Below are 14,621 nucleotides of genomic sequence, written 5' to 3' on the forward strand. Positions count from 1 at the left end.
CATGTGCCGTGTCGCCGACCTGCGCCAGGCCGTACTCGCCAAGAACGACGCGAGCGCCCATGAACTGCGCGCCCACCTCGCGGCGCGAGGCACCGCTGTCGTCAACCTGCTGTCCAGCCCGGGCAGCGGCAAGACCGCGCTGCTGGAGTGCGAACTGCTGGGAGCACGGGAGCGGTCGGTTCCCGTCGCGGCGCTGACCGCCGACCTCGCCACCGAGAACGACGCGGCACGCCTGGCGCGGTCGGGCGTCCCCGTCAAGCAGGTCCTCACCGACGGACTGTGCCACCTGGAGGCGGGGATGCTCACCGGGCACCTGGACGGGTGGCTGCCCGAGGACACCCGGCTGCTCTTCGTGGAGAACGTCGGCAACCTGGTCTGCCCGGCCTCCTACGACCTGGGGGAGACGCTGAGGGTCACCCTCGCCTCCGTGACGGAGGGCGAGGACAAGCCGCTCAAGTACCCCACGGCCTTCGGCCTCGCACACCTGGTCGTGGTCACCAAGACCGACATCGCGGAGGCCGTCGAGTTCGACGAGGCCGCGTTCCGCGCGAATGTGGAGCAGGTCAACCCGGGAGTCGAGGTGGTCCTGACCTCGGCACGACGGGGGCAGGGAATCGGCGTGCTGCTCGACCGGGCGATGGCAGCCGCGGACGGCGCGCCCGTCCACTCGCCGGTCATGGCCCGGCAGCCCCGTCACCACGGTCACACGCACGCGGACCACGGTCACACGCACGCGCACCCGGAGGCCACCGGCACCATGGCCCACACCCACTCGTGAGCGGTCCGCAGGCCCCGGTCGCCGTCGCCGAGGACACTCCGCTACGCCGTCGGGTCACCGTCCGGGGAGTGGTGCAGGGCGTCGGCTTCCGGCCCTACCTGTACGGCCTCGCCACCGAACTCGCCCTGGTCGGACACGTGGCCAACACTCCGGAGGGCGTCGTCGTGGAGGTCGAGGGCGCCGCCTCGGCCGTGGCCCGGTTCTGCGACACGATCGCCGGCCAGGCACCCCCGTTGGCACGCGTCGAGTCCGTCGACCACACGCGGATGCCTCCCGTCGGCGGCACCGCGTTCACGATTCTCGCCTCCCGTGCCGACGGACCGGCCCGCACCCTGGTCTCCCCGGACACCGCCACCTGCGCCGACTGCCTCGCCGAGCTGGCCGACCCGGCGGACCGGCGCCACCGCCACCCGTTCGTCAACTGCACCCACTGCGGTCCGCGCTTCACGATCGTCACCGGCGTGCCGTACGACCGGGCCAACACCACCATGGCCCGCTTCGCGATGTGCCCCGACTGCGCCAGGGAGTACGGGGACCCGGCCGACCGCCGTTTCCACGCGCAGCCGGTCGCCTGCCCGGCCTGCGGGCCGCGTCTGCGGCTGCTCGTCCCGCAGTCCGGCGAGGTCACGGCGGCGGACCCGGTCACCCGGGCCCGCGCACTGCTGTCAGACGGCGCGATCCTCGCCGTGAAGGGCCTGGGCGGTTACCACCTGGCCTGCGATGCCACGAACCAGGAGGCGGTCGCCCTCCTGCGACGCCGGAAGGCGCGCGGGGACAAGCCGTTCGCCGTCATGGCCAGGAACGCGGACGACGTCCGCCACCTCGTGCGGCTGAGCCCCGAGGAGCTGAGCCTGCTCGAAGGCCGGGCCAGGCCGGTCGTCCTGGTGAGGCGGTGCCCGGACCCGTCGTACGCCGCCGGGGCCCCGCGGCTCGCCGAGGCCGTCGCGCCCGGCAGCCCCGACCTCGGTGTGATGCTGCCGTACACACCACTGCACCATCTCCTGCTCGGCCTGACCGGCGACCCGGACGGCCCCCGGTTGCTCGTCATGACCAGCGGCAACGTGTCCGGTGAGCCGATCGTCACCGACGACACCGAGGCCCTGGAGCGGCTCGCGCACCTGGCCGACGCCTGGCTCACGCACGACCGGCCGATCCACGTCCCGTGCGACGACTCCGTGGTCCGCGTCTGCGACGGGGAGCCGCTGGTGATCCGCCGTTCGCGTGGCTACGCCCCGTTGCCGCTCTCCCTCCCGCTGCCCGTGCGGCCGGCCCTCGCCGTCGGCGGAGACCTGAAGAACGCCTTCTGTCTGGGGGCCGGCCGCCGAGCCTGGCTGTCGGCGCACATCGGTGACATGGACGACGTCGGCACGCAGCGGGCCTTCGAACGCGCGGCGGCACAGCTGGAGTCCATCACGGGGGTGCGGCCCGAGACCCTGGTGTCCGACCGGCATCCCGGCTACCGCTCCGTCCGATGGGCCGGCCGCAACGCGGCGCACCGGCCCGTCGTGCGCGTCCAGCATCATCACGCGCACATCGCCGCCGCCATGGCCGAGCACGGACTGGACGGCGCCCGGCCGGTGATCGGCGTCGCCTTCGACGGCACGGGCCACGGCGACGACGGCGCCGTGTGGGGCGGGGAGTTCCTGCTCGCCGACTACGACCGCTTCACCCGGTTCGGGCACCTCGCGTACGTCCCGCTGCCCGGCGGCGACGCCACGGTGCGCCGGCCGTACCGCATGGCGCTGGCCCATCTGAGGGCGGCCGGCATCGGCTGGTCCGACGACCTCGCCTGCACGGCCGCCTGCCCGCCCGACGAACTCCGCCTCCTCGAAAGGCAGTTGGAGCGAGACCTGAACTGTGTCCCCACGTCCAGCATGGGCCGGCTCTTCGACGCCGTGTCCTCTCTCGCCGGGGTGTGCCACCGAGCCGGATACGAGGCACAGGCCGCCGTCGAGCTGGAAGGGGCGGCTCTGCACGCACCCGCCGAGGACGCCGCTGCCGCGTACGCCTTCGCCCTGCACACGTCGGAGGAGAGCGGGGGCGGCGTCGTACGGGCCGATCCGGCACCCGTACTCGCGGCGATCGTCGGCGACCTGCGCGCCGGGGCCGGGCCGGCCCTGGTCGCGACTCGCTTTCACCTGAGCGTGACCCATCTCGTGCACCGGATCTGCGCGCGGGCGCGAGAGCGGCACGGGCTGGACACCGTCGCCCTGACGGGAGGCGTGTTCGCCAACACGCTGCTCTCCTCGGCGTGTGCCGCCACCCTGCGCGAGGACGGCTTCACGGTCCTGCGGCACCACCTGGTGCCGCCCAACGACGGCGGCTTGGCGCTGGGCCAGCTGATGGTGGCCGCCCGGGCCACTCCGACCGACTGAGCAACGCGCGACCCACAGCGAGGAGAGGCTCATGTGCCTGGCGGTACCCGGCAGAGTGCTGGACATCGAGGAGCGGGACGGCACCCGGATGGCCACCGTCGACTTCGGCGGCGTGGTCAAGGAGGTGTGCCTGGAGTACCTGCCCGACCTCCAGGTCGGCGAGTACGCGATCGTGCACGTCGGGTTCGCCCTGCAACGGCTGGACGAGGAGTCGGCGCGGCAGACGCTTGAACTCTTCGCCGAACTCGGCCTGTTGCAGGAGGAGTTCGGCGACCCCTGGGAGACGGCGGCGGCGGAGGCGGGCATGGACCCGGTGGAAGAGGTGCGCAACCAGTGAAGTACATCGACGAGTTCCAGGACCCGGAGCTGGCGCGTCGGCTCCTCGACGACATCCACGCCACGGTGACCAGGCCGTGGGCCCTGATGGAGGTGTGCGGAGGGCAGACGCACAGCATCATCAGGCACGGCATTGACCAACTCCTTCCGGAGGAGGTCGAGTTGATCCACGGGCCGGGCTGCCCTGTGTGCGTGACCCCGCTTGAGGTCATCGACAAGGCCCTGGAGATCGCCTCCCGGCCGGAGGTGATCTTCTGCTCCTTCGGTGACATGCTGCGTGTGCCGGGCACGGGACGGGACCTGTTCCAGATCCGCGCGGAAGGCGGTGATGTGCGCGTCGTCTACTCGCCGCTCGACGCGCTGCGGATCGCGCGGCAGAACCCGGACCGCGAGGTGGTGTTCTTCGGCATCGGCTTCGAGACGACGGCACCCCCGAACGCCATGACGGTCCATCAGGCCTGGAAGCTGGGCATGGCGAACTTCAGCATGCTGGTCTCCCACGTCCGCGTACCACCGGCCATCGAGGCGATCATGTCGTCGCCGAGCTGCCGGGTGCAGGGTTTCCTCGCCGCCGGGCACGTCTGCAGCGTGATGGGCGTGGGGGAGTACCCGGAACTGGCGGAACGCTTCCGTGTCCCGATCGTCGTGACGGGCTTCGAGCCACTGGACATCCTCGAAGGAGTGCGACGGGCCGTCCGGCAGCTGGAGCGCGGTGAGCACACCGTCGACAACGCCTACGCCCGTGCCGTTCGCCCGGAGGGCAACGCGGCTGCCCGAGCCATACTGGAAGACGTTTTCGAGGTCACCGACCGTGCCTGGCGCGGCATCGGGGTGATCCCCGGCAGCGGCTGGCGGCTGTCGTCCAAGTACCGCGACCACGATGCCGAGTACCGCTTCTCTGTCGACGGCATCCGGACGGAGGAACCGGCCGAGTGCCGCAGTGGGGAGGTCCTGCAGGGGCTGCTCAAGCCGCACGAGTGCGAGGCCTTCGGCACCCTGTGCACCCCCCGCACTCCCCTGGGAGCCACCATGGTCTCCAGCGAGGGCGCCTGCGCGGCGTACTACCTCTACCGGAGGCTGGACATGCCCACCACCACGACGGTTCGGGAGGCGAGCCCCGTTGTCTGACACCACCGGTCTCCCCGTCCCCGCCCTGGACCTCGAAGGGTGGACGTGCCCGGCACCGGTACGCGACCTGCCCCGCGTCGTCATGGGCCACGGCGGCGGAGGAGTCCTTTCCGCCGAACTGGTCCAGCAGATCTTCGCGCCCGCCTTCGGGGGCGAGGTGCTCGCCCAGATGGGTGATGCCGCCGTCCTCTCCCTGGGCGGGGCCCGGCTTGCCTTCTCCACCGACTCCTACGTGGTGCGGCCGCTGTTCTTCCCCGGCGGCAGCATCGGCGATCTGGCGGTCAACGGCACGGTCAACGACCTTGCCATGAGCGGCGCCCGCGCCGCCTACCTCTCCTGCGGATTCATCCTGGAGGAGGGCGTCGAGCTGGACGCGGTCACACGGGTGTCCGAGGCGCTGGGCGCGGCCGCGCGCACCGCCGGTGTGGAGGTGGCCACCGGCGACACCAAGGTGGTGGAGGCCGGCCACGGCGACGGGATCTACATCAACACCGCGGGCATCGGTCTCGTCCCGGCAGGTGTCGATCTGCGTCCTCAGCGGGTCGTCCCCGGCGACGTCGTGATCGTCAGCGGTGCGATCGGCGTCCACGGGGTGGCGGTCATGAGCGTTCGCGAGGGGCTGGAATTCGGGGTGGAGGTCAAGAGTGACTGTGCGGCGCTCGGCGGGCTGGTCGAGGCCATGCTCGCCGTCACCCCGGATCTGCACGTACTGCGCGATCCCACCCGGGGCGGCCTGGCGGCCTCGCTCAACGAGATCGCGCAGGCCTCCGGCACCGGGGTGGTCATCCGGGAACGCGACGTCCCGGTCCCGCCGGCCGTGGCCAATGCCTGCGCCATTCTCGGACTTGACCCGATGTACATCGCCAACGAGGGCAAACTGGTGGCCTTCGTCCCCCGCGAGCACGCCGACGCCGTCCTGGAGACGATGCGAGCCCACCCTCTGGGCGCGGGCTCCGTGATCATCGGCGAGGCCGTCGAGGCGCATCCCGGCATGGTCGTGGCCCGCACCGGCCTGGGAGGAACGCGGGTGGTCGATCTGCCGATCGGGGAACAACTGCCGCGGATCTGCTGATACGGGCGTCGCGCGTCGAGGGGGTGAGCGTCCAGGCGCCGACCGGCTCGACGCGCGGGACCTGCCGGGCGGATCAGGCCCCCGTCTTCTGCCTGATCCGCAGGACAGGCCCTGACCCGGTCAGTGCCTGGACGGCGGGTCCTGGGGGTCCACACCGGTTTTGGCAGAAGCGTCCTTGGTGCCGCTGGGGCGCTGGGAGCGGCCGCGGCGTCCGGTATCGCGTCTGCCCTTCTCGTCCGTGTCGCCGTACTCCTCGCCGTGTGCACCGAGACTCTCGACCGTGTCGCCGGGAACGGACTTCGTCTCCTCTGGGGACTTGGTCCGGCCCCGGCCTCTTTTGCCGGCCTGCTCAGCCGTACGGAAGGAGCGGTGGGCGCTCGGGTTGTCCTGCTGGCGTGTCTCGTCCACATCGGGCGACCAGCCGTGCTGCCCGGTGCCCTGGTGACGGCTGGCGCCCTCTCCGTGCGGTGGCTCGGACGGACGTGATTTCTTCGACATGGTGGGATCTGCCTTTTCATGGTTGGTGAGGCATGCCGGTCACACACACCCATGGTGGGTAAATTATTCCACTTTGAGGTATTCAGGGCACATCCTGGCTGGTTCTGGCTCGACTTCCCTCCATGTCGCCCTCCCGCCAGAGCCGCCCGCAGGTGCCTGCCCCGTCAGCGCACCCTGCCCCGTGGCTTCAGAGGCGTCGACGGCAGCTCCGGCGCTCGGGTGGTAAGCCGGAGCCCGAACTGTGACCCGTAGGCAGGACTTGTCCGACGTCGCCGGTGTCGGAGGGGTTGCGTCAGCGGGGCAGCAGAACACGGCCCTCATGCTGCGGGCGCTGGACGAACGGCTGGACCGGCTCCAGGACACCGCGCCCGCCATGGAGGCGACCACCAGCGGTCCCCCTGATCGTCGCCCGGCGCCGCACCCCCGTCGGCTCCGGGCGACCACCGCGAAGCCCCCGGCGGCCCGCTCTGCACCAGCGGCCGCCGGGGGCTTCTCCATTGACTGCCGGGTCAGCTTCCGGTTGTGCAGCACACGGGCATCCGCACCGCGCCGACCTGCGCTTTTAGGCCAGGACGCAATGGCCTGGCTGGGCATGCGCCTGCCGGGCCATGCTGTGCGGAAAGTGAGGGTGGGGCACACCGCTCCTCCGGAACCCGCTGATGAGGAGAATCCATGAAGCGCATCCGCACTGCCGCCGTGTCGACCGCCTTGGCCGCGACCGTCATGGTCGGCGGCACCGTACTGGCTGCCGGCCCGGCCTCCGCCGCGCCGGCCCGCGACGTGGCCACCGCCGGCTCTGTCCAGGCGGCCGCCTGGTACTGCGGCTACGACAACCGTGTGACACCGCCCACCATCCGCTACGGCAGCTCCGGCAACACGGTCCGCGAGGCCCAGTGTCTGCTCATCACGCTCGGCTACTCCGTCGGCTCGTCCGGGATCGACGGCCAATTCGGTCCCGCCACCCGGTCCGCCGTCTACGCCCTGCAGGCCGACTACGGGCTCTCGTACGACGGCATCGTCGGCCCGCAGACCTGGAACTGCCTGCGCAACTGCTGATCGCCGCGCGGCGAGCCGCCCCGGACCCCCGGGGCGGCTTCATCCGTTCCGCACCACCGAGGAAGGAAGCGCTCATGCCATCCCTGCGCTCGATTGCGGCGGCCGCGGCAGCCGCGGCCCTGACCGCCGGTCTCAGCACGCCGGCCGCCGCCCTCACCGCCGCCCCCGCCGACGTCCGGCCGGCCGCCTTGTACTGCGGATACGACAACCGTCCCACGCCACCCTCCGTCGGCCCCGGCAGTACCGGCAGCGCGGTCAGGGAACTGCAGTGCCTGCTGACCCAGTGCGCCTACTACGCGGGTCCCGTCAACGGCGTCTTCGACAGGGCGACAGCGGTCGCCCTCCGGGCCTTCCAGAACGACCGCGGTATCCCCTACGACGGTATCGTCGGCCCCCAGACCTGGATCGCGCTGCGCAACTGCGACGTGGCCTAGGCATCAGGGGTCGGCCGCCCTGAGCAGCGCCGATCCCAGCGGGGTCGGGGTGTGCACCACGTTGTTGCCCTGACGCGTCGAGGTGGTCAGACCCGCCGCCCGCAGCGTCGTGGCGTGAAGGCTCGCCGTGGGCGCGGTGACCCCCGTACGGCGGGCCAGTTCACCCGTGGTGCAGCTGTTTCCGATGACCGCGAGGCACGCGGCCCTCGTCGGTCCCAGCAGATTCGCCAGCGCCCGGGCCCCGGGGGCGTGGTCGGGGCCGGTCCACCACTCCGGTCCCCGCTCGACCGGATACACCAGCACCGGCGGCAGCCCCGGGTGGACGACGGTCACGGGCCAGCGCCAGCAGAACGCGGAGGGCGCCAGCACCAGCCCCCGCCCGGCCAGCCGGATCTCGCGCTCCACCGGGTGGCCCACCTCAAGCACCGGTGCCTGCCACAGCATCGCCGGCCGCATCGAGGCCAGCAGTCCTTCGGTCCCGTGGTCGAGCACGGTGCGGGCCCGGGCGGCGCGTTCCGCGTCGACGAGTGACCGCACCCGCGGCCAGAAGGGGGCGATCGCCGCGTGGTGGTACGCACGAAGTGCCGCGCCGAGCCGCGCCAGCGCTGCTGGCTCGCCCTCCGCCAACGGCCGCAGCCACGACGGCGCCCCCGGCAGCGCCGACAGCTCCCGCCGCAGCCGGGCGCGCGGGGTGCCGAGCACCGTCTCGATGCCGGCCTCCAGCCCCTGCCCCGCCCGCTGCGGAGTCAGGAAACCAGGGAGGTCGCCCGCCGGAGGCACCAGATGGCGCAGCAGTCGCCCATACCGCTGCGGCAGTCGACAGAGCCGGTCGCGGACCTGCGCCCGCCACGGGTCGAAGACGGCACCGCCCCGAGTGGAGCGGAGCTGCCTGATGCTCATCACGGTTTCCCACAGGGGGTCAGGTCCGCTCGCGAACCTGACCCGGAAGAGATCCTCACTGGTGATATGCACGCGCAGCATTGCATCCCCCGCACTGCTGTCCCCCGGTTTACTGCGGCTTACTCTGCACCACATTCGTCACGGCCAGGAAGCTTTTTCACGCCACACCGGGTACAGGCCACGGTGGTCGCGCTGAGATGGGCAACTGATCTGGTCCGCAGGGGATTTGGGGTGTTCGCTGTGACCGTGGCGACGGGGGGCGTTGCTGTGCAGCAGCGTCCGAGACGCCGCGCTGCCAGAGATCCCGGTAGCTGGACAGGTTCACAGCCGGTCCCGGACGCCCGGGACCGGTGGAGCGTTTTCCCTGTTCAGCGCACCCTTCCTCGTTTGAGGTGCCCGACCTGGTGCCCGCACCCGCCACCGGGGACGGCCGTGCCGTATGGGAGTCGGACGGCGGCGTACGCCTCGACCAGCTCGCCGGGATAGGACTCACCGCACCCGAGGGCCCGTACGCGACCGTGGCCGGGATGATCGCCACCCGCCTCGCCCGCATCCCCGCCAAGGACGACGCCCTCCACCTCGACGGCTGGCGGCTGGACGTCCTCGCGGTCGAGCACCACATCGCCGACCGGGTTCGCATCACCGAACCGATCAGCCTTCCGGCCCAGGCGGGGGAGGAGCCCCGATGACCGCCATCCAGCTCGCCATCGGCGCCCTGATGGCGCTGGTCAACGCCTTGTTCGTGGCGGCGAGCTCGCCCTGATCTCGGTGCGCCGCAGTCAGAGCCCCGCGCCCGTGAAAGCAACAAGCGGGCGCGGATGACCCTGTGGGGTCTGCAACACCTCTCTGCGGTGATGGCCACCGCCCAGCTCGGCATCACCGCGTCCTCGCTGGTGCTGGGCGCGGTCGCCTAGCCGTCCATCGCGCACCTGCTGGAGCCCGGCTTCGAGGCGGCCCACATACCGCGGTCTGGTGCACCCGATCGCGTTCGTCATCGCGCTCAGCCTGGCGGCGTACCTGCACATGCTGGTCGGGGAAATGGTCCCCAAGAACATCGCCCTGGCCGCACCGGTCCCCACCGCGCTAATCCCCGCCCCGCCGCTGGTCGCCCTCACCCGGGCGCTCAGGCCGGTCATCTTCGGCATCAACGCCTTCGCCAGCGCCCTGCTGAAGCTGCTGCGCGTCGAGCCGAAGGACGAGGTCGAGTCCACCTTCACCGACGATCAACTGGCTCGCATGGTCGTCGACTCCAGCGAGGGCGGCCTGCTCTTGCCCGCCGACGGCGAACGGCTGCGTGACGCGCTGGAGCTCGGCACCCGACCGGTCGGCGAGATCCTCGTTCCCGCGCAGCGGATGCACACCATCACCCCGGCTGCGCTGGAGCGGACCGCGGCCGAGGCGGGCTACTCCCGCTTTCCGGTCACGGGCCAGGACGGCGCCCTCCTGGGGTACCTGCACATCAAGGACACCCTCGGCCTCACCGACCGCGACCGGCCCTTCCCACGCGTCGCACTGCACCTGGTCACCCAGGTTCGCATCGACACGCCACTGGACGACACCCTCGCCGCCCTGCGGGCCGACGGCAGCCACCTCGCCGCCGTCCTCGGCGAGGGCGGCAAGGTGAGGACGCCCGCGCCCGCACAGCACGCGAGAACGCCCGGCAGGGGGGAGGTCGTCGTTCCCGATGAACCTCTGTGGGAGCCGGTCTGGAAGCGGCCCCGGAAGCCGAAGCCGAAGGCAAAGAAGAAGGAGGAACCAGGCAGAGCCGGATCGGCAAACGCGGCCACGCGCCGCGATGCCCGCGCCCTGTCCCGGGTGCGGCTCCCACGCCTGGCTGTGGTGACGATGCCGGGCACCGCCCACCGGGTGGAACCCGCGATGTTCGGCACCCGGTGCACGATGCGGCCGGTCGCGAGCAACGGGGAGCAGAGCTGATGGCGGGGAATCACCTGTGCTGTCCTTGCCGCACGGCACCACCGCAGTCCAGTGCCGTTGGGGGGCAATGTCGCCTACCTCGAGGGCCGAAGTCTCAGCCGAACCGGGCGGCAAGGCGCCGGTAGAGGGCCGGGGCCATTCCGTGCACCCGGGCGGGCAGGCACAGCCAGCCCGGCACGTACACCTCGTGCGTGCCCCGTCGGATAGCGCGCCGCACGGCGTCCGCCACGCGCTCGGGCGGCACCGCCTTTGGCCTCCTGCGCGTGTAGGGCGTGCCCCGGCGGTCGAAGAAGGGTGTCTCCACGACGCCCGGGATGACCAGGGTGACCCCTACGCCGGTGCCGTGCAGTTCGTATCGCAGGGCGTCGGCGAATACGGCGAGTGCCGCCTTGGCGGCGGAGTACACGGCCTCGCCCCGAACGCCGAGAGCGCCTGCCACGGACCCGATGAGCACCACTCGTCCGGAACCGGCTCCCACCATGTGCGGCAGCAGGTGCCGTACCAGCCGCACCGTGGAGAGCAGGTCGACGTGGATGACCTCGTCGATGGCGGATTCAGGCATGTCGCTGAACTGACCGGCCCAGCCGATTCCGGCACCGGCCACCAGTACGTCTACCCGGCCGACCTGGTCGAGGGCGAAGTCGGCCAGCCGGCGGTCGGCTCCCGCCGCAGTGAGATCCGCCGGAAACGCCGCGGCGAAGGTGTCCGTCGCGACACCGTCCAGGCGCGTGGTGTCGCGGCCGTTCAGCACCAGCCGCCAGCCGTCCTGAGCCAGCCCGCGCGCCACGGCCGCGCCGATGCCCGACGAGGCACCAGTCACCACCGCTGTCCTCTGGCGTGCCCAGCTTTCAGGGCTCGAGTGAATGGGGGAGAGGTTCGGTGACACATCCAGCGACAGTTTCTGCGACATGTCGGCTTATCCGTTCCCGTTTCCGCGGGTTCCTTTGACCTGGGCGGTGTATGTGAGCGTCATGAGGAGCAGCCCTCCGGCCAGGTTACCCGCGCCGGCCAGGAGGAGGTTGGAGCCGACGTCCGTGTAGGAGACCGTGTCGCCCAGCCATACGCCGAACAGCAGGTGCAGGCCGGAGGCGACGACGTGGTCGAACGGTCCGCGGGCGAGGAAGAAGCCGACCACGTAGGCCAGGATGATGCGGCTCCCGGTCGACTCGGCGGCGTGGAGCAGGTACGACAGCAAGGTCAGCAGCGTCCCGGCCGCGAGTCCGCGGGTGAAGGTCGCCAGACCGCTCTTCGTGGAAATGTCCCGGGCCGCTTCGGCGAGGGCGTCGTGCGCTCCCGGAGGGAGCGTCCCCTCCACCGAGAAGATCGCGGCCATGACCGCTCCGCCCACGAGGTTGAGCACGAGTACGACGCCCCACAGCCGGCCCAGCTGGATCCAGGCCGAGCGCTGGTGCCGGTCGATCGCCGTGGCGACCGGGCCGAAGAAGTTCTCGGTGAACAGTTCGGAGCGGCCGACCACAACGAAGACCACGCCGATCCCGAAGGCGAGCGCACCGATGAGATGAGCCAGCGCTGACCCCAGCCGGGGCCTGGCCAGTTCCTCCGCCATGGCGAACGCCACGATGCCGAACACGATGGTGGTACCGGCGCCGAACCCGGTGGACGTCTTCTCCAGCAGGGGCATGGTCAGACGTCGCTCGCCTTCCTCCTCGGCGCGGTGATAGATCTCCAGGGGCGCTGGTGGTTGGGCCATGGACGCCTCCTACCCGGACGGGTGCGGGCACGGGCCTGCCGGTGTCGTTCGGTGCCCGAAGTTCACCCGTAGAGGTCAACCCCGGCTGGCCGCACCGGGCTGTCGGGGGTCCCGCCTGAGCTGCAGGCTCGTGCCGGACGTGTCTGCGCACGCCGCTGACCGGCAGTGGTGCGCGGGAGGCGACGCCATGTGAACATCTGGCCACCGCGATCACCGGCCGCCCCCTGCAGCCGGTTTTGCGTCGGCACTGCCCGGGAGTCCTTCCGCCACGACCTGTTCGGGCGTCACCCGACGAGACAGGAAGCGTCAGGGACTGTGTTCAGAGCGGTGCGGTCTGCCCGCGCTGGCCGACGAGCACTGAACCGCCCCGGCTCGAAGGACGGCACCGGAACTTTCCCGGCGGCGAAGCTGATGTCGCTGGTGGGTGGCATGGTCGCGGGCGCCGACAGCATCGAGGACATGGACCGGCTGCGGCACGGCGCGATGCCCCGCCTGTTCACCGGAGTGCGGGCCCCGTCCACGCTCGGCTCGTTCCTGCGCTCCTTCACCCACGGCCACGTGAAGCAACCGCACGCCGTGGCCCGCCGGTTGCTGCCCCGTCTCGCGGCGTACACTCCGCTGCTGCCCGGCGCGGACCAGGTCGCCTACGTGGACATCGACGACACCATCCGCCGCACCCACGGTTACGCCAAGCAGGGCGCCGGATACGGATACAGCAAGGTCAAAGGGCTCAACGCGCTGCTCGGCGTCGTCTCCACACCAGGGACGGCCCTGACCACTCTCGCGGAGGTCCGTTCATGGCATCGTCCCTGGTGACTGGTGAACCCTTGGCTTCACCAGGTTTCCACAATCGGCCATCCGAATGGTTGCCTGCGACGACAGCCTCTGAAGGCGGCTCCGCTCCGGGGGCATCTGCTGGCAACGCCATGTGGTTTCTACGGCCCCGCGCTAGTCTCCCCATGGCGGATGCATCGCCCACCACATTCTGCCGATCTGTCAGAAAAGTCGGCATCAGGTCAGCATCCGTCCTGCCACAGCTGCCTACAGACGCCCACACTTGGAATCACGGACGGCCAAGGAGGCGCCTGTGCAGCAGCATCCGAGGCGCCGTGCTGCCAGAGATCCTGGTAGCTGGACAGGCTGACAGCCGGTCCCGGCGCCCGGGACCGATGGAGCGGGTTTCCCCTGGTCAGCGTACCCTTCCTCGTGGCTTCAGCGGCGTCTCAGGCAGAGTCGGCGCGCGCAGCGGGGCGCCGTCGTAGCCCTTCACCTCGCCGAAACGGGTGCCCTTCGCCCAGTCGTCGCGAGCCCGCACGATCTCCTCCTGGGTACGCCCGACGAAGTTCCACCACATACCACGCGATCGACGGTTCTTCCCAGGTCAGAGGTATCGAACACCCTCGGGCGTCAGCAAAAGGTCAGCATCGGACGCCGAGGAGACAGCACCACATGGCAGCACGCACGCTCGCCCGCGGTATGGGCACCTTCTTCAAGGATTGCGAGCACCCTGAATCCCGTTGGTCGAAGTGCCCGCACGAGTACAAGGTCCGGTACCGCAGTGCGGCGGGCAAGCAGACGGAGGAGTCCGGTTTCGGGACTCAGGACAAGGCGATCGCGCGTTTGACGGAGGTCTACAGCCAGAAGAAGGCGGCGCCGCAGTCACAGTCGAAGGCGGAGCGCATTCAGAAGTACGGGACGATGCGGTTCGAGGAGTACGTTGAGGAGTGGAAGGCCGGGCAAAGGCACTTGGCTGTCTCGTCTCTACGACACCTCGACTCGCTGTTGGAGCATCATCTGTACCCGGCACTCGGCGGATGAACTCCTTCGACCACAAGGTGGTCGACGGCTTCATCCGCATCATGGAGCGCAACGGCGCTGGTGTGGCCACCCAGTCCAACGCTTTCGACAAGCTGCGCACGGTGCTCCTCGACGCGCATCGGCTCGGAATCTTCTCCGACAACCCGTTGGAAGGCGTCAAGCCGCCACAGTACGACCCTGCTCGGGCGGTGATCCCGTCCCTTGAGCAGTTGCGATCGATACGAACCGCAGGTGACGACGCCTTCACACTGGTCATTGACCTGATGAGCGGCTGCGGCCTGCGCAACGGCGAGGCGTACGCGGTGAACCTGAACAACATCGTGGCCGATGACGTGTATCGGATCACCGAGCAGGTCGTGCTGTCGACCCGGCGGTACGGGCCACTCAAGCACCGCAAGGCGGGGGAGTACCGCGATGTGCCCCTGCCTGCTCGGATCAGGGAGACGATCCAGTGGTATGCCGAGAAGCACGGCACGGTAGACGGCTACCTGCTGCGGCAGGCAACCGACCCTCGCAAGCCCTATCCGCATTGAGAGGTGTGCAAGCTGAAGTTGCTGGTCACGGGGCTGGTGTGCGTGGG

13 protein-coding genes and 4 pseudogenes are annotated in these 14,621 nt (G+C 70.5%); 12 read left to right on the forward strand and 5 right to left on the reverse strand.

Annotated elements, in window-relative coordinates; all coding sequences use genetic code 11:
• The first annotated feature begins 1 nt into the window (after position 1).
• Genes hypB through hypE form a run of 5 tightly spaced genes read left to right on the forward strand, consistent with a single transcriptional unit; the run spans position 2 to position 5,689 of the window.
• A complete protein-coding gene (gene hypB, locus RB628_RS27300) occupies positions 2-778 on the forward strand; it encodes a hydrogenase nickel incorporation protein HypB (protein WP_318323174.1) in 777 nt (258 codons plus the stop codon).
• On the forward strand, positions 775-3,153 hold the full coding sequence (hypF, locus tag RB628_RS27305; RefSeq protein WP_318323175.1) for a carbamoyltransferase HypF: 2,379 nt from the start codon (positions 775-777) through the stop codon (positions 3,151-3,153). Before hypB ends, hypF begins: the two co-directional genes overlap by 4 nt.
• Before the next feature lie 31 nt (positions 3,154-3,184).
• Positions 3,185-3,490: a HypC/HybG/HupF family hydrogenase formation chaperone gene (locus RB628_RS27310; protein WP_318323176.1), complete on the forward strand. Its 306-nt coding sequence runs from the start codon at positions 3,185-3,187 to the stop codon at positions 3,488-3,490.
• Positions 3,487-4,617 carry a hydrogenase formation protein HypD gene (gene hypD, locus RB628_RS27315; protein ID WP_318323177.1) on the forward strand — a complete coding sequence of 377 codons (1,131 nt, stop codon included), beginning with the start codon at positions 3,487-3,489 and terminating at the stop codon, positions 4,615-4,617. Before RB628_RS27310 ends, hypD begins: the two co-directional genes overlap by 4 nt.
• Positions 4,610-5,689, forward strand: a complete 1,080-nt coding sequence (gene hypE / locus RB628_RS27320) for a hydrogenase expression/formation protein HypE (protein WP_318323178.1) — start codon at positions 4,610-4,612, stop codon at positions 5,687-5,689. Before hypD ends, hypE begins: the two co-directional genes overlap by 8 nt.
• Before the next feature lie 120 nt (positions 5,690-5,809).
• Here hypE and RB628_RS27325 read toward each other — a convergent pair whose 3' ends face one another.
• Entirely contained in the window at positions 5,810-6,187 is a 378-nt protein-coding gene (locus tag RB628_RS27325; RefSeq protein WP_318323179.1) for a hypothetical protein, read from the reverse strand.
• A gap of 672 nt (positions 6,188-6,859) precedes the next feature.
• Between RB628_RS27325 and RB628_RS27330 the strand changes: the two genes are divergently transcribed.
• Positions 6,860-7,243, forward strand: a complete 384-nt coding sequence (locus tag RB628_RS27330; RefSeq protein ID WP_318323180.1) for a peptidoglycan-binding domain-containing protein — start codon at positions 6,860-6,862, stop codon at positions 7,241-7,243.
• 74 nt (positions 7,244-7,317) lie between these two features.
• Positions 7,318-7,677: a peptidoglycan-binding domain-containing protein gene (locus RB628_RS27335; RefSeq protein ID WP_318323181.1), complete on the forward strand. Its 360-nt coding sequence runs from the start codon at positions 7,318-7,320 to the stop codon at positions 7,675-7,677.
• 3 nt (positions 7,678-7,680) lie between these two features.
• Here the strand turns inward: RB628_RS27335 and RB628_RS27340 are convergent, their stop codons facing one another.
• Positions 7,681-8,577 (reverse strand): transcriptional regulator, encoded by an 897-nt coding sequence (locus RB628_RS27340; protein WP_318323182.1) that lies wholly within the window; start codon positions 8,575-8,577, stop codon positions 7,681-7,683.
• 389 nt (positions 8,578-8,966) lie between these two features.
• Here RB628_RS27340 and RB628_RS27345 point away from each other — a divergent pair.
• Together RB628_RS27345 and RB628_RS27350 are read left to right on the forward strand one after the other, a co-directional pair.
• Positions 8,967-9,266, forward strand: a pseudogene (locus RB628_RS27345) (transporter associated domain-containing protein); the annotation flags it as partial.
• A pseudogene (locus RB628_RS27350) lies at positions 9,263-10,200 on the forward strand (hemolysin family protein); the annotation flags it as partial. The pseudogenes RB628_RS27345 and RB628_RS27350, both read left to right, overlap by 4 nt.
• Positions 10,201-10,606: 406 nt before the next feature.
• Here RB628_RS27350 and RB628_RS27355 read toward each other — a convergent pair.
• Entirely contained in the window at positions 10,607-11,422 is an 816-nt protein-coding gene (locus RB628_RS27355; RefSeq protein WP_318323183.1) for an SDR family NAD(P)-dependent oxidoreductase, read from the reverse strand.
• 6 nt (positions 11,423-11,428) lie between these two features.
• Positions 11,429-12,223 carry a formate/nitrite transporter family protein gene (locus tag RB628_RS27360; RefSeq protein ID WP_318323184.1) on the reverse strand — a complete coding sequence of 265 codons (795 nt, stop codon included), beginning with the start codon at positions 12,221-12,223 and terminating at the stop codon, positions 11,429-11,431.
• Positions 12,224-12,610: 387 nt separating this feature from the next.
• Between RB628_RS27360 and RB628_RS27365 the strand changes: the two are divergent.
• Positions 12,611-13,006: pseudogene (locus tag RB628_RS27365) on the forward strand (IS1380 family transposase); the annotation flags it as partial.
• Between the two features lie 406 nt (positions 13,007-13,412).
• On the opposite strand, the pseudogene RB628_RS27370 reads toward RB628_RS27365, so the two are convergent.
• Positions 13,413-13,577: pseudogene (locus RB628_RS27370) on the reverse strand (pirin family protein); the annotation flags it as partial.
• A 95-nt stretch (positions 13,578-13,672) separates the two neighbouring features.
• Here RB628_RS27370 and RB628_RS27375 point away from each other — a divergent pair.
• Both RB628_RS27375 and RB628_RS27380 read left to right on the forward strand, forming a co-directional pair.
• Positions 13,673-14,041: a hypothetical protein gene (locus tag RB628_RS27375; protein WP_318323185.1), complete on the forward strand. Its 369-nt coding sequence runs from the start codon at positions 13,673-13,675 to the stop codon at positions 14,039-14,041.
• Positions 14,038-14,574 (forward strand): hypothetical protein, encoded by a 537-nt coding sequence (locus RB628_RS27380; RefSeq protein WP_318323186.1) that lies wholly within the window; start codon positions 14,038-14,040, stop codon positions 14,572-14,574. Before RB628_RS27375 ends, RB628_RS27380 begins: the two co-directional genes overlap by 4 nt.
• Positions 14,575-14,621: the final 47 nt, after the last annotated feature.

Origin of the sequence: Streptomyces sp. ADMS (assembly GCF_033441795.1) — a bacterium.
Taxonomy (GTDB): domain Bacteria; phylum Actinomycetota; class Actinomycetes; order Streptomycetales; family Streptomycetaceae; genus Streptomyces.

What these genes read in the sequence shown, in the direction of transcription:
- hypB (WP_318323174.1), top strand. Translation starts at nt 2, where the DNA reads ATGTGCCGTGTCGCCGACCTGCGCCAGGCCGTACTCGCCAAGAACGAC.
- RB628_RS27310 (WP_318323176.1), top strand. Translation starts at nt 3,185, where the DNA reads ATGTGCCTGGCGGTACCCGGCAGAGTGCTGGACATCGAGGAGCGGGAC.
- RB628_RS27325 (WP_318323179.1), bottom strand. Translation starts at nt 6,187, where the DNA reads ATGTCGAAGAAATCACGTCCGTCCGAGCCACCGCACGGAGAGGGCGCC.
- RB628_RS27330 (WP_318323180.1), top strand. Translation starts at nt 6,860, where the DNA reads ATGAAGCGCATCCGCACTGCCGCCGTGTCGACCGCCTTGGCCGCGACC.
- RB628_RS27335 (WP_318323181.1), top strand. Translation starts at nt 7,318, where the DNA reads ATGCCATCCCTGCGCTCGATTGCGGCGGCCGCGGCAGCCGCGGCCCTG.
- RB628_RS27340 (WP_318323182.1), bottom strand. Translation starts at nt 8,577, where the DNA reads ATGAGCATCAGGCAGCTCCGCTCCACTCGGGGCGGTGCCGTCTTCGAC.
- RB628_RS27355 (WP_318323183.1), bottom strand. Translation starts at nt 11,422, where the DNA reads ATGTCGCAGAAACTGTCGCTGGATGTGTCACCGAACCTCTCCCCCATT.
- RB628_RS27360 (WP_318323184.1), bottom strand. Translation starts at nt 12,223, where the DNA reads ATGGCCCAACCACCAGCGCCCCTGGAGATCTATCACCGCGCCGAGGAG.
- RB628_RS27375 (WP_318323185.1), top strand. Translation starts at nt 13,673, where the DNA reads ATGGCAGCACGCACGCTCGCCCGCGGTATGGGCACCTTCTTCAAGGAT.
- RB628_RS27380 (WP_318323186.1), top strand. Translation starts at nt 14,038, where the DNA reads ATGAACTCCTTCGACCACAAGGTGGTCGACGGCTTCATCCGCATCATG.